Here is an 18,677-nt window from a genome sequence, read left to right as displayed (position 1 = left end):
AATGATCGACCGAGCCACCGGCGCGCCGCCCGCCCTGCCCCCCCCAGCCGCCGCGGCCGCGGCCGGCCTGGCCGCGCTCGTGCCCGCGGTGCGGGCGTGGGGCGCGGAACTGGGCTTCGACGCGGTCAGCATCGCCGAAGTGGACCTGAGCCGGGCGGAAGCGGGGTTGATGGCGTGGCTGGCGCAGGGCTACCACGGCGACATGGATTATATGGCGAACCACGGCCTGCGGCGCGCCCGTCCCGCCGAACTCGTGCCCGGCACCGTGCGCGCGATCGTGGCGCGCATGCCCTACCTGCCGGCCGCCGGCCCCGGCGACTGGCGCGCCCATGAGCTGGCCCGGCTCGACGATCCCGCCACCGCCGTGGTCTCGCTCTATGCGCGCGGGCGGGACTATCACAAGGTATTGCGCAGCCGCCTGCAGCAGCTCGCCAGCCGCATCGAGGCCGCCATCGGCCCGTTCGGCTACCGCGTGTTCACCGATTCGGCGCCGGTGATGGAGGTCGCGCTGGCCACGCAGGGCGGCCTGGGCTGGCGCGGCAAGCATACGCTGCTGCTCGACCGCGACGGCGGCTCGATGTTCTTCCTCGGCGAGATCCTGGTCGACGTGCCCTTCCCGGCCGACCCGCCCGCGCACGCCCATTGCGGCAACTGCCGCCGCTGCATCGACATCTGCCCCACGCAGGCCATCCTGGAGCCCTACCGGCTCGACGCGCGCCGCTGCATTTCCTACCTGACCATCGAGCACAAGGGCGCCATCCCCGAGCCGCTGCGCGCGCCCATGGGCAACCGCGTGTACGGCTGCGACGACTGCCAGCTGGCCTGCCCGTGGAACAAGTTCGCGCACCGCGCGGCCTTGCCCGACTTCGACGTGCGCAACGGCTTCGACGCGCCCGACATGGCCGCGCTGTTCGGCTGGACGGAGGCGGAATTCAACCAGCGCCTCGAAGGCAGCCCGATCCGCCGCATCGGCCACGAACGCTGGCTGCGCAACCTGGCGGTGGGGCTCGGCAACGGCCTGCGCGCCGCCTGCGAGCGCGGCGACGCGGCGCTGGCCGCGCGCATCCGCGCCGCGCTCGGCGCGCGCCAGGCCGCGGCCAGCCCGCTGGTGCGCGAGCATATCGACTGGGCGCTGGCGCAGGGCGTGGGCGCGGACGCGCCGGCCTGCGTGGCCGACTAGGCCGGCTAGCCCGGTTAGACCGGCTAGCTGACCAGCGCCAGCCAGAACGGCGTGGTGACGATGGCCGCCACGGTCATGATCGAGATGGTGGCCGCCACCATCGGCCCGTTGCCGCCCATGCGCACGGCCAGGATGTAAGTGCTCGAGGCGGTCGGCAGCGAGGCGTACAGCACCACGATCTGCGCCTGCAGCTCGGTCAGTGGCAGCAGCCGCCCCAGCATCCATGCAAAACACGGCATCGCCACCAGCTTGACCCCGCTCCACCACGCCATCGGGCCGGCCGCGCCGGTGGCGCCGCTCATCTGCAGGCCGGCGCCGACCGTCATCAGGCCCAGCGCGGTCGAGGCCGAGCCAAGCCGGTTCAGCGTCATGGCCAGCACTTCGGGCGGGTGCAGCCCGAGCAGGTTGGTCAGCAGGCCGCCCGCGGTGGCCAGGATCAGCGGGTTGCGCACCAGTTCGCGCCACACGCGCGCCTCGCCGTGGCGAGCCAGGGCCCATACCGCCACCACGTTGCACAGCGGCACCGTGCAGCCGACGATCACCGCCATCATGGCGAGGCCCTCGCTGCCGCCCAGGCGCGCGGCCAGCGCCAGCGCGATATAGGAATTGAAGCGGAAGGCGGTCTGCAGCCCGGAGGCGAAATCGAGCGGCGCGGGCCGCAGCACCCACTTGACCGCATACCCCCCGGCCATGCCGAACACGGTGGTCATCAGGGCCAGGCCGAGCATGGCCGAGGTGGAGGAGAAGTCGAACTTCGCGCTGTTGGTGGACTGCAGCAGCAGCGCCGGGAACAGGACGAAATACACCAGGCGCTCGACGCCGGCCCAGAAGGCGCGGTCGAACGGCGTATGGCGCACCAGCAGCCAGCCGATCAGGATCAGGCTGAAGTCCGGGACCAGCAGCAGGGCAAAGGACATGTCTCTTTCTGTTTTTTTGTTTTCTTTGTTTTATTTGTCTTGTTTGCTGCAATGCTTCAAACGGAAGCACTTTCGGTAAAGTGCAACAAAGTGCGGACTAGGGCCGATACTGATTGGTATTGTTGCAGAAATCCCTCAATATGACACGTTCCGTCGTACCGCCTACCCTTCATGCTGCCCCGTCGTACCCCGTCCGCGCGCGCCTTGCTGCAGCGCCGCGCAAGCCAGCTGGCGCTCATCCTGTGCGCGGCCACGGCGTTGTCCATGCCTGCCGCGCCCGCGCGCGCCGGCGAAATCGAGGGCATGCGCATCGATGACGCGACGCGGGTCGGCGGCAAGGAACTGCAGCTCAACGGCACCGGACTGCGCTCGGTCTTCGTCATCAAGGGTTACGTGGCCGCGCTCTACCTGCCGGAAAAGGCCCGCAACGCCACCGTGGTGCTGGGCGCGCCGGGTCCCAAGCGCCTGCAGATCAGGCCGCTGCGCGAGGTGGACGCGGACAGTTTCATCAAGGCGCTGGACGAAGGCATCCGCGAGAACCACAGCGAGATGCAGGTGCAGCGGCTGTCCGGGCGCCTGTTCCAGCTGCACCGGACCATGGAGCAGATGGGCACCGCGCGCAAGGGCGACGTGATCGATTTCGACTTCTCGCCGGACGGCGGCACCGTGGTCGCCATCAACGGCACCCCGCGCGGCAAGCCGATCCCGGGCGAAGATTTCTACCAGGCGGTGCTGCGCATCTTCCTGGGCGACCACCCGGTCGACCGGAACCTCAAGCGCGGCCTCCTGGGCGGCTGAGCAGCCGCAAGGCGCGGCTGCAGCGTACAGCCCGCCCGCCAGAACTCACGCCGCCGGCCTCGCCGTCCCGCCACCGCGGGCGCCTGGCCGGCGTTATTCACCTTGGGCGGATATCCCCGCCCGGTCTTTGATGGGAGACACGATCTCATGCGCAAGAGCAAGAGCAAGAGCAAGAGCACGATTGCACTGGCCCTCGGCCTGGCCGCCGCCGCGTCGGTGGCACAGGCACAGAGCTTTCCGACCAAGCCGATCCGGCTGATCATCCCGTTCGCCCCGGGCGGCACCACCGACATCGTCGGCCGCGGCGCGGCCGACCAGATGAGCCGCATCCTGGGCCAGCCGGTGGTGGTGGAAAACCGCGCCGGCGGCGGCGGCTCGATCGGCGCCGACGCCATCGCCAAGGCCGCTCCGGACGGCTACACCATCGGCATCTCCACGGTGTCGACGATGGCGGTCAACCCGGCCTGCAATCCCAGGCTGTCGTACGACCCCATCAAGGACTTCAAGCCCATCACCAACCTGGCCAACGTGGCCAACGTGATCGCGGTCAACCCGAGTTTCCCGGCCAAGAACTACCAGGAATTCCTCGCGGTGCTCAAGGCCAACCCGGGCAAGTACTCGTTCGCCACCTCGGGCACCTGCGCCTTCGGCCACATGCTGGGCGAGCAGTTCAAGGTCTCGACCAAGACCTTCATGGTCCACATCCCGTACCGCGGCGCCGGTCCCGCGCTGAACGACGTGCTGGCCGGCCAGGTGCCGATCATGGTGGACAACCTGCCCTCGTCGATGCCCTACATCAAGGCCGGCAAGCTGCGCGCGATCGTGGTGGCGTGGAACAAGCGCCTGGACTCGCTGCCCGACGTGCCGACCTTCGGCGAGATGGGCCTGAAGGAGCCCAACGACCCGGCCTGGTACGGCCTGGTGGCGCCGGCCGGCACCCCCGACGACGTCATCAAGAAGCTCAACGAGGCCGCCGTCAAGGCGCTGCAGGACAAGGACTTCCAGCAGCGCCTGCGCACCGCCGGGGCCGAGCCCTCGGGTAACTCGCCGGCGCAGCACGCGGCGGAGATCAAGAAGGAGTTCGACAAGATGAAGAACCTGGTGAAGGTCCAGAACATCAAGCTCGAACAATAAGCGCGGGCCGGGCCCGTGCCGTCGAGGGCCTCCCGCGGGAGGCCCTTTTTCAATGGCCGCGCCGCCATGCACTAGAATCCGGAGTGACCGGCGCCGGCCCTTGCGCTGTTGCGCCCGGCCGTCCCGTCCACCTTGCCCATTCCGCGCCCCCGCCCGCCAGCCATGCATTCCCGCTTCGACGCCATCCTCCCCGCGCCCTTCGGCAAGGTCGGCGTGCGCACCGAGGGCGAGACGATCCGCGAGATCGTCTACCTGCCCGCCGGCACGCCGCCGGTCGCGCCCGCCAGCGCCGTGGCGCAGCGGCTCGCGCGGCAGCTCGAGGCCTACTACGCCGATCCCGACGCGCCCCTGGACGTGCCGCTGGCCGCCGCGGGAACCGGCTTCCAGCGCCGCGTATGGCAGGCCATCGCCGCCATCCCGCGCGGCAAGGTCACCACCTACGGCGCGATGGCGCGCGGGCTCGCCAGCGTGCCGCGCGCGGTCGGGCAGGCCTGCGGCTCCAACGCCTTCCCGCTGGTGATCCCGTGCCACCGCGTGGTGGCCGCGGGCGGCCTCGGCGGCTTCGCCCACCACAGCGAGGACGGCTTCCTGCTCGAGACCAAGCGCTGGCTGCTGCGCCACGAAGGCGTGCTGCTGATATGAGCCGGCCCGCTGCCGTCGACGCCGCCGTCGACACCGTGCCCGCGGACAGCGCCGCGCTGCAGGCCGACCTGGACCTGGTCGGCCGCTTCTGCGACGCGCTGTGGCTCGAGGACGGCCTCTCCCAGAACACCATCGACGCCTACCGGCGCGACCTCGCCCTGCTGTCGCGCTGGCTGCATGCCAATGCCGTGTGCGCGCTGCTGGAAGTGGACGACGCCGCGCTCAACGGCTATTTCGCCTCGCGCCACCTGGAGACGCGCGCCTCGTCGGCCAACCGGCGGCTCACGGTGTTCAAGCGCTTCTTCCAGTGGGCGCTGCGCGAGCGCATGATCACCAAGGACCCCTGCCTGCTGCTGCGGCCCGCCAAGCAGCCTCCGCGCTTTCCGAAGACCCTGAGCGAGGCGCAGGTCGAAGCGCTGCTCGGGGCGCCCGACACCGCCACCCCGCTCGGCCTGCGCGACCGCACCATGCTGGAGCTGATGTACGCCAGCGGCCTGCGCGTGTCCGAGCTCACGCAGATGAAGACCATCGAGATCGGCCTCAACGAGGGCGTGGCGCGCGTGGTCGGCGGCAAGGGCAACAAGGAGCGCCTGGTGCCGTTCGGCGCGGAGGCCGGCGACTGGCTGCGCCGCTACCTCGCGCAAGGCCGCCCCGCCCTGCTCGGCGAACGCGCCTGCGACGCGCTGTTCGTCACCCAGCGCGGCGACGGCATGACGCGCCAGACCTTCTGGCACCTGATCAAGCGCCACGCGCGCGAGGCCGGCATCCACGCCCCGCTGTCGCCGCACACGCTGCGGCATGCCTTCGCCACGCACCTGCTCAACCACGGCGCCGACCTGCGCGTGGTGCAGCTGCTGCTCGGGCACGCCGACATCTCCACCACGCAGATCTACACCCACGTGGCGCGCGAGCGCCTGCGCGAACTGCACCAGCACCACCATCCGCGCGGCTGACCGCGCCCGTCATCGCAGCATTCATCATGAGCAAGTCCAGACACGTCTCCGAAACTCCCGCCACCCAGTTCCTCAAGCAGCACGGCGTGGCCTACGGCGAGCATGCCTACGATTACGTCGAGCACGGCGGCACCGGCGAATCGGCCCGCCAGCTCGGCGTGCCCGAGCACGCCGTGGTCAAGACGCTGGTGATGGAAGACGAGAAGGCGCAGCCGCTGATCGTGCTGATGCACGGCGACTGCTCGGTCTCCACCAAGAACCTGGCGCGCCAGACCGGCCGCAAGAGCGTGCAGCCGTGCAAGCCGGAAGTGGCGCAGCGCCACAGCGGCTACATGGTGGGCGGGACCTCGCCGTTCGGCACCCGCAAGCGCCTGCCGGTGTACGTGGAAGCGGGCGTGCTGGCGCTGGACACGATCTACATCAACGGCGGCCGGCGCGGCTACCTGGTCAGCATCGCGCCGGGCGTGCTGACGGACCTGCTGGGCGCGGTGGCGGTGGAGTGCGCGCTGCCGGACTGAGCCCGCCCGGCGCTGCCCATGAAGCCGATCCCGCGATATTGGGGAAGTCACGGCACTGAAGCGGGCCCGGCCGCGCTACAATCCGGCCAGCCTCAAATTCCCGTTCCCCACATGGCCAACCTGATTCTCGCTATCGCCGCCTACCTGATCGGTTCCGTTTCCTTCGCCGTCGTGGTCAGCAAGGCCATGGGCCTGCCCGATCCGCACACCTACGGCTCGGGCAATCCCGGCGCGACCAACGTCCTGCGCAGCGGCAACAAGAAAGCCGCGGTGCTGACGCTGATCGGCGACGGCCTCAAGGGCTGGCTGGCGGTCTGGCTGGCGCAGCATTTCGGCCCGGCCTACGGCATCGGCGACAGCGGCGTGGCGCTGGCCGCGGTGGCGGTCTTCCTGGGCCACCTGTTCCCGGTATTCTTCGGCTTCGCCGGCGGCAAGGGCGTGGCCACCGCGGCCGGCATCCTGTTCGCCATCGACCCGCTGCTGGGCCTGGGCACGCTGGCCACCTGGCTGATCATCGCCTTCTTCTTCCGCTACTCGTCGCTGGCGGCGCTGGTGTCGGCGGTGTTCGCGCCGTTCTTCTGCGTGCTGATGTCGGGGGTGGACGTGATCGCGGGAGCGGTGTTCGTCATCAGCGTGCTGCTGGTGGTGCGGCACCGGGCGAATATCGGCAACCTGCTGGCCGGGAAGGAGAGCCGGATTGGAGAGAAGAAGAAGGCCTAGCCGCTTTTTCTCGCCCCCTGTCTCCTCCCCTCACGCTGCCTGGGCCAGTGCCGTGAACGGGAAGATCATCTGGACCCGCAGGCCGCCTTCGGCGCGGTTTTCCAGTACCAGGCGGCCGCCCGACTGGCGCACCAGGCGGTCGACGATGGCCAGGCCGAGGCCGGAGTGGGCGTTGCCGCCGCGGGCCGGGTCCAGGCGCACGAACGGCAGGGTGACCTTTTCCATGGCGTCGGGCGGGATGCCGCTGCCTTCGTCTTCCACCACCATGTGCCAGCCGTCGGCCTGGCGGGCGGTGGACAGCCGCACCGGCGGCGCGCCGTAGGCGTAGGCGTTGTCGACCAGGTTGCCGACGATGCGGTCCAGTTGCGTGGCGATCATGCGGAAGCCCTCGCCCGCGCCCAGCGCCAGCTCCACCGACTTGTCCTGTTCCGCCAGCGAGGCGGCCAGCTCGGCGACGCGGCGGTCGACCGGCACCGGGCGCGCGGCCGGCTCGCCGCTCTGCGCGAAGGTGAGGAACTGCTCGACGATGGCGGACATCGATTCCACGTCGCGCGTGACGCCGGCCGCCGACTTGGGATCGGCCAGCATCTCCGCGCGCAGGCGCAGCCGCGCCAGCGGCGTCTTCAGGTCATGGGCGATGCCGGCCAGCATGGTGTTGCGCTCCTGGTCGATGCGCGTCAGGTCGGCCATCATCCGGTTGAAGCGCTCGATCAGCTGGCGCAACTCGTGCGGGCCGCGCTCGCGCAGCGGCTCCACGCTGTGCTGGCGCGACAGCTGCTCGGCCGCGGCGGCCATGTCGCGCACCGGGCGCTGGATCTGCCACGCGATCAGCAGCGCCACCGCCATGGCCACGCCCACCACCAGGATCACACCCGGCAGCAGGCGGTTGTCGGGCGGCGGATTGACCACCCACAGCACCGGCATGGCGATCCAGTCATGGCGCTGCGGCAGCTTGACCCAGATGCGCGAGGTCTCTTCCTCCTCCAGGCGCACCTGGCTGCCGGCCGGCAGGCGCTGCGCGAACTGGTCGACCAGGCGGCGCGCGCGGCCGCTGGCCGTCACGGTATGCTCGGCGGCACTGGCCTCGCTGGCCACCTCGACCAGGCTCGGCAGCGGCGCCGGCGGCGTGGCGGCCAGCGCGCGCTGGATGCTGTCGAACTGGAACAGCATCTGCTCGACGGAATAGTCCACCTGCTGCTGGCGACGGTCCATGCGCAGGATCGCCAGCCAGGAGAAGTGGCTCAGCACCAGCACCGCTGCGATCAGCAGTGCGATGCGGCCGAACAGCGTATCGATGCGCAGTTTCATTGCGGTATTTCGTCGGCTTCGTCAGGCACGAAGGTGTAGCCCCGCCCGCGCACGGTCTGGATATAGCGCGGCCGCTGCGCGTCTTCGTCGAGCAGGCGGCGCAGGCGCCATATCTGCACGTCGATGCCGCGGTCGCTGATGCCGCTCGCGGAGCCGTACATCAGCTCCACGATGCGCTCGCGCGAGAGCACTTCGAGCGGATGCGTGAGCAGCAGCTTGAGCAGCGCGAATTCGGTATCGCTGATCGGCACCGCCTCGCCCGCGCGCACCAGCGACCGCTGGCGGAAATTCACCCGGAAGGGCCCGAAGGTCAGCCCTTCGCGGTCTTCCGGCGCGGCCGCCGGGCGCGCCAGCTTGCGCCGCAGCACGGCATTGATGCGGGCCAGCAGCTCGCGCGGCGAGAACGGCTTGCCGAGATAGTCGTCGGCGCCGATCTCCAGCCCCACGATGCGGTCGATCTCGTCGCTGCGCGCGGTCAGCAGGATGACCGGGATGTCGTCGTTCTTGGCGCGCAGGTTGCGCAGCGCGGTGAGGCCGTCGACTTTGGGCATCATCAGGTCCAGCACGATCAGCGCCGGCCGCTCGCGCTCGAGGCGCGCCTGCAGGCCTTCGCCGTCGTGCAGGACGGAAACCGCAAACCCTTGCTGGCTCAGGTATTCGCGCAGCAGGTCGCGGAGTTCTGGATCGTCGTCGACGACCAGGATCTGGGTGGGCTGATTGGCTCGCATAGGCAGATGATAGCTAGGCTGGGCGCGGCAATCCGGGCGAATTGTTTCAGGGCATTACACCCGGGCCACTGGTAATGAACTGTAAGAATGGCCGCCGGCGATGAAACAACCGCGCCACCAAGGCGCATTATGCTTCGCTTACGTTTGCCGCCCGGCGCCGCCGGACAACGCGGCACCACCAGAAGCTGCCCGGCACGATGTGCCGTTGCGTGCCGCCAGCGGCACGCGCCAACGGCGTTGCGGCATACTTCTGCCTCTCCCACCCCGAAAACCGATTAACGCGCGTTGTCGCGTCGCATCCCAGGAACCGGTCATGGCCAACCCCGAAGAAAACCAACAGGCTAAACAGCCACCGTCCGGCAAGGCGGGCTCGCGCCGCCGCACACTGATCGCCGCCGCGCTGGCCGTACTGCTGGCAGGCGGCGGCTGGTACTGGTATCACCATCGCAGCGCGGGCGCGCCCGCCGGCCCGGGCGCCGCGGCCGGCCCCGGCGGCGCCAGCGCCGCGGGCGGGCGCGGCGGCCCGGGCGGCGCCGGCGCGCCGCGCTCGCCGGTGGTGGTCGCCACCGTGGCCAGGCGCAACATGGACGTCATCCTCAACGGCCTGGGCAACGTCACGCCGGTCGCCAACGTGACCGTGCGCGTCCAGGTATCCGGGCCCATGCTCAGGGTCCTGTTCAAGGAGGGCCAGATGGTCAAGGCCGGCGACGTGCTCGCCGAAATCGATCCGCGCCCGTTCCAGGCCGCGCTCGACCAGGCGGTCGGCACGCTGGCGCGCGACCGCGCGCTGCTCGAGAACGCCCGCCTGGACCAGAAGCGCTACCGCACGCTGCTGGCGCAGGACTCGGTCTCCAGCCAGCAGGTGGACACCCAGGACGCGCTGGTGCGGCAGTACGAAGGCACGGTCAAGACCGACCAGGGCAACGTCGACAACGCCCGCCTGCAACTGGGCTACACGCGCGTGCTGGCGCCGGTTTCCGGGCGCATCGGCCTGCGCCAGGTCGACCCGGGCAACATCGTCAGCACCACCGACGCCAACGGCATCGCGCTGATCACCCAGGTGGCGCCGATCGCGGTGCTGTACACGATTCCCGAGGACAACCTGCCCTCGGTGCTCAAGCGCCTGAACGCCGGCGAGCAGCTGCCCGTGGTGGCGCTGGACCGCCAGGCGCGCAACAAGCTGGCCGAGGGCACGCTGCTGACCACCGACAACCAGATCGACACCACCACCGGCACGGTCAAGCTCAAGGCCATCTTCCCGAATACCGACGGGCTGCTGTTCCCCAACCAGTTCGTCAACGTGCGCACCCGCGTGGACACGCTGGAAGACGCCACCGTCATCCCGGTGGCGGCGGTCCAGCGCGGCCAGCAGGGCACCTTCGTCTATGTGGTCGACGACAACAACCAGGTCAAGGTGCAGAACGTCACGCTGGGCCCGGGCGACGAGAACCGGGTGTCGGTCTCGAAGGGCCTGGAGCCGGGCCAGCGCGTGGTGGTGGATGGCGCCGACCGGCTCAAGGAAGGCATGACGGTGGAAACCGTGGACCCGGCCGCGCGCGCTTCCCAGCTGGTGCCGGCTAGCCAGCCGCGCGGGCGCGGGCGCCGCCGCGAAGGCGGCTGGGGCGGGGCCAGCGGCACGGGCGCCTCCGGCGCGAACGGCGAGGGCCGCCGCCACCACAACGGCGCCAGCGCGGCCGCGGCCGGCGGCGGCGGTGCCCCGGCGGGCGCCGCGCCGCAGCGGCCGCAGTAAGGACCCATACATGAACCCGTCACGCCTCTTCATCGAGCGGCCGGTCGCCACCGCGCTGCTGATGCTCGCCATCCTGCTGTCGGGGCTGGTGGCCTTCCGGCTGCTGCCGCTGTCCGCGCTGCCCGAGGTCGACTACCCGACCATCCAGGTCACCACGCTCTATCCCGGCGCCAGCCCCGACGTGATGACCTCGTCGATCACCGCGCCGCTGGAGCGCCAGTTCGGCCAGATGCCGGGGCTCAAGCAGATGTCGTCCTCGTCGTCGGGCGGCGCCTCGGTAATCACGCTGCAGTTCGAGCTGACGCTGTCGCTGGACATCGCCGAGCAGCAGGTCCAGGCCGCCATCAACGCCGGCAGCAACCTGCTGCCGGCCGACCTGCCGATGCCGCCGGTCTACAGCAAGGTCAACCCGGCCGACGCGCCCATCCTGAGCCTGGGCATCACCTCCGACACCCTGCAGCTGCCCAAGCTGCAGGACATGGTCGACACGCGCGTGGCACAGAAGATCTCGCAGATCCAGGGCGTGGGCCTGGTCACCCTCAGCGGCGGGCAGCGCCCGGCCGTGCGCGTGCAGGCCAACCCGACCGCGCTGGCGGCGCTGGGCATGTCGATCGACGACCTGCGCACCGCCATCGGCAACGCCAACGTCAACGGCTCCAAGGGCAGCTTCGACGGCCCGGCGCGCGCCTCGACCATCGACGCCAACGACCAGCTCAAGTCGGCCGACGAGTACAAGCAGATCATCATCGGCTACCAGAACGGCGCGCCGATCCGCATCACCGACGTCGCCAACATCGTCGACGGCGCGGAAAATTCGCGCCTGGCCGCCTGGTCCAACGACAAGCCGGCCATCATCATGAACATCCAGCGCCAGCCCGGCGCCAACGTGATCGAGGTGGTGGACCGCATCAAGGCGCTGCTGCCGCAGCTGGAAACCGCGCTGCCGGCCGCCGTGCACGTGCAGCTGCTGACCGACCGCACCACCACCATCCGCGCCTCGGTGCGCGACGTGGAGTTCGAGCTGCTGCTGGCGGTGGCGCTGGTGGTGATGGTGATCTTCGTCTTCCTGCGCAACGTGCCGGCCACCATCATCCCGGGCGTGGCGGTGCCGCTGTCGCTGGTGGGCACCTTCGGCGTGATGTACCTGGCGGGCTTCTCGATCAACAACCTCACGCTGATGGCGCTGACCATCGCCACCGGCTTCGTGGTGGACGACGCGATCGTGATGATCGAGAACATCATGCGCTACATCGAGGAGGGCGAAAGCCCGATGGTGGCGGCGCTCAAGGGCTCGAAGCAGATCGGCTTCACCATCATCTCGCTGACCTTCTCGCTGGTGGCGGTGCTGATCCCGCTGCTGTTCATGGGCGACGTGGTGGGCCGGCTGTTCCGCGAGTTCGCCGTCACGCTGGCGGTCTCGATCCTGATCTCCGCGGTGGTCTCGCTCACGCTCACGCCGATGATGTGCGCGCGCCTGCTGCACCACGTGCCGGAAGAGAAGCTGCCGCGCTTTCACCGCGCCACCGGCCGCTTCTTCGACCGCGTGATCGCGCGCTACGGCCGCGCCCTGGACTGGGTGCTCGACCGCCAGAAGAGCACGCTGCTGGTGGCCATCGGCACGCTGGTGCTGACCGTGCTGCTCTACCTGCTGGTGCCCAAGGGCTTCTTCCCGGTGCAGGACACCGGCGTGATCCAGGCCATCACCGAGGCCTCGCAGAGCACCTCGTTCCCGGCCATGCAGCTCAAGCAGGAAGCGGTGGCCAAGGTGGTGATGCAGGACCCGGCGGTGGAAAGCCTGTCGTCGTTCATCGGCGTGGACGGCACCAACACCACGCTCAACGCCGGGCGCATGCTGATCAACCTCAAGCCCAAGGACCAGCGCAGCGAATCCATCGAGGACGTCACGCACCGTCTGCAGGCCGCGGTCGAGAAGCTGGGCGGCATCTCGATGTACATGCAGCCGGTGCAGGACCTGACCATCGAGGACCGCGTGGCGCGCACGCAGTACCAGTTCACGGTGCAGGACCCGGACCCGGCCACGCTGGCCACCTGGGTGCCGCGCCTGGTCGACCGGCTCAAGCAGGAGCCGGAGATGCGCGACGTCGCCAGCGACCTGCAGAACAACGGCCTGCGCGCCTACGTCGAGATCGACCGCGACTCGGCCGCGCGCTTCGGCATCACCACCGCGGTGATCGACAGCGCGCTGTACAGCGCCTACGGCCAGCGCCTGGTGTCGACCATCTTCACGCAGTCGAACCAGTACCGCGTGGTGCTGGAGGCCATGCCGGACTTCCGCACCGGCCCGCAGTCGCTGTCCGAGCTGCGCCTGCCCTCCTCCTCCGGCGGCCAGGTGCCGCTGGGCGCGGTGGCGCGCATCTCCGAGCGCACCGGCCCGCTGGTGATCAACCACGAGGGCCAGTTCCCGTCCTCGACGATCTCGTTCAACCTGGCGCCGGGCGCGTCGCTGGGCGCGGCGGTCGACAAGATCACCAAGGTGGAGCAGGAGATCGGCCTGCCGATCTCGATGCAGACCGAGTTCCAGGGCGCCGCGCTGGCGTTCCGCGCCTCGCTGTCGAACACGCTGTGGCTGATCCTGGCCGCGGTGGTGACCATGTACATTGTGCTCGGCGTGCTGTACGAGAGCACCATCCACCCGGTCACCATCCTCTCCACGCTGCCCTCGGCCGGGGTGGGCGCGCTGCTGGCGCTGCTGGTGTCGGGCCAGGACCTGGGCATCATCGCCATCATCGGCATCATCCTGCTGATCGGCATCGTCAAGAAGAACGCCATCATGATGATCGACTTCGCGCTCGAGGCCGAGCGCGAGGGCGGCATGAAGCCGCGCGACGCCATCTACCAGGCCTGCCTGCTGCGCTTCCGCCCGATCCTGATGACGACCATGGCGGCGCTGCTGGCGGCGCTGCCGCTGATGCTGGGCAACGGCATCGGCTCCGAGCTGCGCCGACCGCTGGGCATCACCATGGTGGGCGGCCTGCTGGTGAGCCAGGTGCTGACGCTGTTCACCACGCCGGTCATCTACCTCGCCTTCGACCGCGTCGCCGCGCGCCTGGCAGAATGGCGCCGCCGGCACATCGGCGACCCGGGCGACCCTGGCGATCCGGGCCGGCCCGATGACGAAGGCGACGGCGGCTGGGGCGGCGGCAAGCCGGCACCCGCGGAGCCGCAATGAACCTGTCCGCCCTCTTCATCCACCGGCCGGTCGCCACCGCGCTGCTCACGCTCGGCATCCTGCTGGCGGGCGTCGCGGCGCTGCGCACGCTGCCGGTGTCGCCGCTGCCGCAGGTGGACTTCCCCACCATCTCGGTGTCCGCCTCGCTGCCCGGCGCCAGCCCCGAGACCATGGCGGCCACCGTGGCCACGCCGCTCGAGCGCGCGCTCGGCGCCATCGCCGGCGTCACCGAGATCACCTCCAGCAGCTCGCTGGGCTCGACCCGCGTGACCATGCAGTTCGACCTGTCGCGCGACATCGACGGCGCCGCGCGCGACGTGCAGGCGGCCATCAACGCCGCGCGCGGCGCGCTGCCCACCAGCCTGCCCAACAACCCGACCTACCGCAAGGTCAACCCGGCCGACGCGCCGATCATGATCATCGGCCTGACCTCGCCGACCATGTCGCGCGGCCAGCTCTACGACGCGGCGTCCACCATCCTGGCGCAGAAGCTGTCGCAGATCGAAGGCGTGGGCCAGGTCACCATCGGCGGCGCCTCGCTGCCGGCGGTGCGCGTGGAGCTCAACCCGACCGCGCTCAACAAGTACGGCATCGCGCTCGAGGACGTGCGCAACACCATCAGCGCCACCAACGCCAACCGGCCGCTGGGCTCGGTCGAGAGCGCGGCCAAGAACTGGCAGGTGTACGCCAACGACCAGGCCCGCACGGCGGCGGAGTACATGCCGCTGATCATCCGCTACGCCACGCCCGGCACGTTCTCGTCGACCTCGGCCGGCGCGCTGATCGCCAGCACCGCCAACGCCACCGCGGGCGGCGGCGTCAGCACCAAGACCGTCAACGGCGTCACCGTCACCACCATCACCACCAGCAGCGGCACCACCACCGTCAGCACCGGCGCCACCGGCGGCAATGCCGGCGGCACCGGCCCGAACTCCTTCGCGGTGCCGGTGCGCCTGTCCGACGTGGCCAACGTGATCGATTCGGTCGAGGACGTGCGCAACGCCGGCTCGGCCAACGGCAAGCCCTCGGTGCTGCTGGTGCTCAACCGCTCGCCCGGCGCCAACATCATCGAGACCGTGGACCGCGTCACCGAGATGCTGCCGCAACTGCAGAAGATGATCCCGGCGGCGATCTCGATGGACGTGATGATGGACCGCACGCCGACCATCCGCGCCTCGCTGCGCGAGGTCGAGTACACGCTGATGATCTCGGTGGCGCTGGTGATCATGGTGGTGTTCCTGTTCCTGCGCAACGTGCGCGCCACCCTGATCCCGAGCGTGGCGGTGCCGGTCTCGCTGGTCGGCACCTTCACGGTGATGTACCTGGCGGGCTTCTCGCTGAACAACCTGTCGCTGATGGCGCTGACCATCGCCACCGGCTTCGTCGTCGACGACGCCATCGTGGTGCTGGAGAACATCTCGCGCCACATCGAGGAAGGCATGACGCCGATGGCCGCCGCGCTCAAGGGCACGCGCGAGGTCGGCTTCACGGTGCTGTCGATGAGCCTGTCGCTGATCGCGGTGTTCATCCCGCTGCTGATGATGGGCGGCATCGTCGGCCGGCTGTTCCAGGAATTCGCCGTCACGCTGTCGGTGGCCATCCTGGTGTCGCTGGTGGTGTCGCTGACCACCACGCCGATGATGTGCTCGCGCCTGCTCAGGCCGATCCCGCCCGAGCGCGAGCAGGGGCGCTTCTTCCGCGCCAGCGAGCGCGTGTTCCAGTGGCTGCACGACGGCTACGCGCGCACGCTGGCGGTGGCGCTGCGCCACAGCCTGCTGGTCTGGATGGTGCTGCTGTGCACGGTCGGGCTGAACGTGTGGCTCTACGTCATCGTGCCCAAGGGCTTCTTCCCGCAGCAGGACACCGGGCGGCTGATCGGCTTCATCCGCGCCGACCAGGCCACCTCGTTCCAGGCCATGCGCGTCAAGCTCGACAACTTCATCCGCATCGTGCAGTCGGACCCGGCGGTGGTCAACGTGACCGGCTTCACCGGCGGCTCGCAGCGCAACACCGGGCAGATGTTCGTCACGCTCAAGCCGCTGAGCCAGCGCGACGAGTCGGCCGACCAGATCATCGCGCGCCTGCGCGGCAAGCTGGCCAAGGAGCCGGGCGCGAACCTGTTCCTGCAATCGGTGCAGGACATCCGCATCGGCGGCCGGCAGAGCAGCTCGCAGTACCAGTTCACGCTGCAGTCCGACGACCTCAACGTGCTGCGCGAGTGGGAGCCCAAGGTGCGCGCCGCGCTGTCCAACGTCAAGGGGCTGGAGGACATCGACACCGACACCAACGACAAGGGCCTGCAGACCTCGGTCATCATCGACCGCGACACCGCCTACAAGCTCGGCATCACCGCGCAGCAGATCGACGCCGTGCTCAACGACGCCTTCGGCCAGCGCCAGGTGGCCACCATCTACAACCCGCTCAACCAGTACCGGGTGGTGATGGAACTGAGCCCGGAGTACCTGCAGGGCCCCAACGCGCTCAAGGACGTCTACGTGGTCGCCGGCAACGGCCACCGCGTGCCGCTGTCGGCGTTCGCGCGCGTGACCCCGACCAGCACGCCGCTGGGGGTGAACCACCAGGGCCAGTTCGCGGCCTCCACCATCTCGTTCAACCTGGGCGAGGGCTTCTCGCTGTCGCAGGCGACCGCGGCGGTGCAGGATGCGATGGCGCGCATCGGCGCGCCGGAGACGCTGCGCGCCAGCTTCCAGGGCAGCGCGCGCGCGTTCCAGGACTCGCTCAAGAGCCAGCCGCTGCTGATCCTGGCCGCGCTGATCACGATCTACATCGTGCTGGGCATGCTGTACGAGAGCTACGTGCACCCGCTTACCATCCTCTCGACGCTGCCCTCGGCCGGCGTGGGCGCGCTGCTGGCGCTGCTGGGCACGCACACCGACTTCACCATCATCGCGCTGATCGGCGTGATCCTGCTGATCGGCATCGTCAAGAAGAACGCCATCATGATGATCGACTTCGCCATCGACGCCGAGCGGCGCGAGGGCCTGTCGCCGCGCGACGCCATCTACCGTGCCTGCCTGCTGCGCTTCCGCCCCATCATGATGACCACCATGGCGGCCCTGCTGGGCGCCATCCCGCTGGCGATCGGCCACGGCGACGGCGCCGAGCTGCGCGCGCCGCTGGGCATCTCCATCGTGGGCGGGCTGGTGGTCAGCCAGTTGCTGACGCTCTACACCACGCCGGTGGTGTACCTGACCCTGGACCGCTGGCGCCTCAAGGTGAAAGCGTGGCGCAGCCGCCGCGCAGCGCTCGCCACCGGCAGCCCCGGCCTCGAATCCTGAATGCGACCCATGAACGCCATTTTCCGCACCTCTTCCGTCCCCGCTCCGCTGGCCCTGGCCTGCGCCCTGCTGCTGGGCGGCTGCGCCGTCGGCCCCGACTACCAGCGCCCGGACGCGCCGACCACCCCGGCCTTCAAGGAGGCCGCCGCCGACAGCTCGCAATGGGGCGAATGGAAGCCGGCCGAACCGCAGGACGCCAGCGAGCGCGGCCGCTGGTGGGCCATCTTCAACGACGCCGACCTCGACGCGCTGATGTCGCAGGTGCAGATCTCCAACCAGAACATCAAGGCGGCCGAGGCGCAGTACCGGCAGGCGCAGGCGCTGCTGCAGTCGGCGCGCGCGGGCTACTACCCGACCGTGGGCGCGTCCGCCTCGGCGGGCCGCTCCAGCTCCGGCACCACCACCACCGGCGCCATGCGCATCGCCAACAGCCAGGGCGCCTCGCTGACGGCGAGCTGGGAGCCCGACCTGTGGGGCAAGGTGCGCCGCCAGGTGGAGAGCAGCGAGGCCAATGCGCAGGCCAGCGAAGCCACGCTGGCCTCCACGCTGCTGTCGACCCAGGCCACGCTGGCGCAGACCTATTTCCTGCTGCGCATCACCGACCAGCAGAAGGCGCTGCTCGACCGCACCGTGGCCGACTACACGCGCTCGCTGCAACTGGTGCGCAACCAGTACGCGGTGGGCACCGCCCAGCGCTCCGACGTGCTGCAGTCGGAGACCCAGCTCAAGAGCGCGCAGGCACAGCAGATCGACATCCAGATCACGCGCGCGCAGTTCGAGCACGCCCTCGCCATCCTGACCGGCACGCCGCCGGCCTCGTTCTCGGTGCCGGCGCACGACTTTGCCTCCCGGGTGCCGCACGTGCCCTCGGCGCTGCCGTCCGCGCTGCTGGAGCGCCGCCCCGACATCGCCGCCGCCGAGCGCCAGATGGCCGCCTCCAATGCGCAGATCGGCGTGGCGCAGGCCGCCTACTACCCCACGCTGTCGCTGTCGGCCTCGGGCGGGCTGTCCGCCGCCACGCTGGCGCGCTGGCTGTCGCTGCCCGACCGCGTCTGGTCGATCGGCCCGGCGCTGGCCGGCACGCTGTTCGACGGCGGGCTGCGCAGCGCGGCCAAGGCGCAGGCGGTGGCCGCCTACGACGAGTCGGTGGCCAACTACCGGCAGACCGTGCTGGCCGCGTTCCAGGAGATCGAGGACAACCTGGCGGCGGCGCGCCTGCTGGAGCAGGAGGCCGTGGTGCAGAACGATGCGCTGCGCTCCGCGCGCGACGCGCTGGCGCTGGTCAACAACCGCTACCGCGCCGGCACCGCCGCGCTGCTCGACGTGCTGACCGCGCAGACCACCGCCTACCAGGCCGAGCTGACGGCGCTGTCCATCTACGGCCGCCAGTTCACCTCCAGCGTGGTGCTGATGCGCGCGCTGGGCGGCGGCTGGCATGTGGAGGGAAGCGAGGTGGCGCGCGCCGATGGCCGGCCAGCCGCGCCGGCGCAGGCCGTCGCCGAGGAAACGCGGGGCGCCCGCGCGCGCTGAGCCGCGCCGC

Annotated in this window: 14 protein-coding genes; 11 read left to right on the top strand and 3 right to left on the bottom strand. The window is 70.1% G+C overall.

Annotated features, from left to right (window positions below; all coding sequences use genetic code 11):
- The first annotated feature begins 1 nt into the window (after position 1).
- Positions 2-1,180, top strand: coding sequence for a tRNA epoxyqueuosine(34) reductase QueG (gene queG / locus ACKI2N_RS04725; RefSeq protein WP_420998423.1), 1,179 nt, complete (start codon positions 2-4; stop codon positions 1,178-1,180).
- A gap of 23 nt (positions 1,181-1,203) precedes the next feature.
- On the opposite strand, the gene ACKI2N_RS04720 is transcribed toward queG, so the two are convergent.
- Positions 1,204-2,097, bottom strand: a complete 894-nt coding sequence (locus tag ACKI2N_RS04720) for an AEC family transporter (protein ID WP_420998424.1) — start codon at positions 2,095-2,097, stop codon at positions 1,204-1,206.
- A 264-nt stretch (positions 2,098-2,361) separates the two neighbouring features.
- Between ACKI2N_RS04720 and ACKI2N_RS04715 the strand changes: the two genes are divergently transcribed.
- The 6 genes from ACKI2N_RS04715 (at position 2,362) to plsY (ending at position 6,862) form a co-directional block, all read left to right on the top strand.
- Positions 2,362-2,895, top strand: a complete 534-nt coding sequence (locus ACKI2N_RS04715; protein ID WP_420998432.1) for a chalcone isomerase family protein — start codon at positions 2,362-2,364, stop codon at positions 2,893-2,895.
- Positions 2,896-3,042: 147 nt separating this feature from the next.
- Positions 3,043-4,029: a tripartite tricarboxylate transporter substrate binding protein BugE gene (locus ACKI2N_RS04710; RefSeq protein ID WP_420998425.1), complete on the top strand. Its 987-nt coding sequence runs from the start codon at positions 3,043-3,045 to the stop codon at positions 4,027-4,029.
- A 162-nt stretch (positions 4,030-4,191) separates the two neighbouring features.
- The gene (locus ACKI2N_RS04705; protein ID WP_420998426.1) at positions 4,192-4,671 is read left to right on the top strand and encodes a methylated-DNA--[protein]-cysteine S-methyltransferase; all 480 of its coding nucleotides are present in this window, start codon (positions 4,192-4,194) and stop codon (positions 4,669-4,671) included.
- Positions 4,668-5,624 carry a site-specific tyrosine recombinase XerD gene (xerD, locus tag ACKI2N_RS04700; protein ID WP_420998427.1) on the top strand — a complete coding sequence of 319 codons (957 nt, stop codon included), beginning with the start codon at positions 4,668-4,670 and terminating at the stop codon, positions 5,622-5,624. Before ACKI2N_RS04705 ends, xerD begins: the two co-directional genes overlap by 4 nt.
- Before the next feature lie 26 nt (positions 5,625-5,650).
- The gene (locus ACKI2N_RS04695) at positions 5,651-6,142 is read left to right on the top strand and encodes an aminoacyl-tRNA deacylase (RefSeq protein ID WP_420998428.1); all 492 of its coding nucleotides are present in this window, start codon (positions 5,651-5,653) and stop codon (positions 6,140-6,142) included.
- Positions 6,143-6,253: 111 nt separating this feature from the next.
- Positions 6,254-6,862, top strand: a complete 609-nt coding sequence (gene plsY, locus ACKI2N_RS04690) for a glycerol-3-phosphate 1-O-acyltransferase PlsY (RefSeq protein ID WP_420998429.1) — start codon at positions 6,254-6,256, stop codon at positions 6,860-6,862.
- A gap of 30 nt (positions 6,863-6,892) precedes the next feature.
- On the opposite strand, the gene ACKI2N_RS04685 is transcribed toward plsY, so the two are convergent.
- Positions 6,893-8,170 carry an ATP-binding protein gene (locus ACKI2N_RS04685; RefSeq protein ID WP_420998430.1) on the bottom strand — a complete coding sequence of 426 codons (1,278 nt, stop codon included), beginning with the start codon at positions 8,168-8,170 and terminating at the stop codon, positions 6,893-6,895.
- A complete protein-coding gene (locus ACKI2N_RS04680) occupies positions 8,167-8,898 on the bottom strand; it encodes a response regulator (protein ID WP_420998431.1) in 732 nt (243 codons plus the stop codon). Before ACKI2N_RS04680 ends, ACKI2N_RS04685 begins: the two co-directional genes overlap by 4 nt.
- A gap of 313 nt (positions 8,899-9,211) precedes the next feature.
- Between ACKI2N_RS04680 and ACKI2N_RS04675 the strand changes: the two genes are divergently transcribed.
- From ACKI2N_RS04675 to ACKI2N_RS04660, 4 genes are read left to right on the top strand one after another with little or no spacing between them, the layout of a single operon-like run.
- Positions 9,212-10,648: an MdtA/MuxA family multidrug efflux RND transporter periplasmic adaptor subunit gene (locus ACKI2N_RS04675; RefSeq protein ID WP_426990493.1), complete on the top strand. Its 1,437-nt coding sequence runs from the start codon at positions 9,212-9,214 to the stop codon at positions 10,646-10,648.
- 10 nt (positions 10,649-10,658) lie between these two features.
- Positions 10,659-13,838, top strand: coding sequence for an MdtB/MuxB family multidrug efflux RND transporter permease subunit (locus ACKI2N_RS04670; protein ID WP_420997766.1), 3,180 nt, complete (start codon positions 10,659-10,661; stop codon positions 13,836-13,838).
- A complete protein-coding gene (locus ACKI2N_RS04665) occupies positions 13,835-17,137 on the top strand; it encodes an efflux RND transporter permease subunit (RefSeq protein WP_420997765.1) in 3,303 nt (1,100 codons plus the stop codon). The genes ACKI2N_RS04670 and ACKI2N_RS04665 overlap by 4 nt, the downstream gene beginning before the upstream one ends.
- Positions 17,138-18,667: an efflux transporter outer membrane subunit gene (locus ACKI2N_RS04660; RefSeq protein ID WP_420997764.1), complete on the top strand. Its 1,530-nt coding sequence runs from the start codon at positions 17,138-17,140 to the stop codon at positions 18,665-18,667. It begins immediately after the preceding gene.
- The last annotated feature ends 10 nt before the right edge of the window (positions 18,668-18,677 follow it).

This window comes from Cupriavidus sp. 30B13, assembly GCF_049059565.2.
Lineage (GTDB): Bacteria > Pseudomonadota > Gammaproteobacteria > Burkholderiales > Burkholderiaceae > Cupriavidus.
Note: the sequence above shows the minus strand (reverse complement) of the source record. Positions and strands in the feature narration are given on the sequence as shown.

What these genes read in the sequence shown, in the direction of transcription:
- queG (WP_420998423.1), top strand. Translation starts at nt 2, where the DNA reads ATGATCGACCGAGCCACCGGCGCGCCGCCCGCCCTGCCCCCCCCAGCC.
- ACKI2N_RS04720 (WP_420998424.1), bottom strand. Translation starts at nt 2,097, where the DNA reads ATGTCCTTTGCCCTGCTGCTGGTCCCGGACTTCAGCCTGATCCTGATC.
- ACKI2N_RS04715 (WP_420998432.1), top strand. Translation starts at nt 2,362, where the DNA reads ATGCCTGCCGCGCCCGCGCGCGCCGGCGAAATCGAGGGCATGCGCATC.
- ACKI2N_RS04710 (WP_420998425.1), top strand. Translation starts at nt 3,043, where the DNA reads ATGCGCAAGAGCAAGAGCAAGAGCAAGAGCACGATTGCACTGGCCCTC.
- ACKI2N_RS04705 (WP_420998426.1), top strand. Translation starts at nt 4,192, where the DNA reads ATGCATTCCCGCTTCGACGCCATCCTCCCCGCGCCCTTCGGCAAGGTC.
- xerD (WP_420998427.1), top strand. Translation starts at nt 4,668, where the DNA reads ATGAGCCGGCCCGCTGCCGTCGACGCCGCCGTCGACACCGTGCCCGCG.
- ACKI2N_RS04695 (WP_420998428.1), top strand. Translation starts at nt 5,651, where the DNA reads ATGAGCAAGTCCAGACACGTCTCCGAAACTCCCGCCACCCAGTTCCTC.
- plsY (WP_420998429.1), top strand. Translation starts at nt 6,254, where the DNA reads ATGGCCAACCTGATTCTCGCTATCGCCGCCTACCTGATCGGTTCCGTT.
- ACKI2N_RS04685 (WP_420998430.1), bottom strand. Translation starts at nt 8,170, where the DNA reads ATGAAACTGCGCATCGATACGCTGTTCGGCCGCATCGCACTGCTGATC.
- ACKI2N_RS04680 (WP_420998431.1), bottom strand. Translation starts at nt 8,898, where the DNA reads ATGCGAGCCAATCAGCCCACCCAGATCCTGGTCGTCGACGACGATCCA.
- ACKI2N_RS04675 (WP_426990493.1), top strand. Translation starts at nt 9,212, where the DNA reads ATGGCCAACCCCGAAGAAAACCAACAGGCTAAACAGCCACCGTCCGGC.
- ACKI2N_RS04670 (WP_420997766.1), top strand. Translation starts at nt 10,659, where the DNA reads ATGAACCCGTCACGCCTCTTCATCGAGCGGCCGGTCGCCACCGCGCTG.
- ACKI2N_RS04665 (WP_420997765.1), top strand. Translation starts at nt 13,835, where the DNA reads ATGAACCTGTCCGCCCTCTTCATCCACCGGCCGGTCGCCACCGCGCTG.
- ACKI2N_RS04660 (WP_420997764.1), top strand. Translation starts at nt 17,138, where the DNA reads ATGCGACCCATGAACGCCATTTTCCGCACCTCTTCCGTCCCCGCTCCG.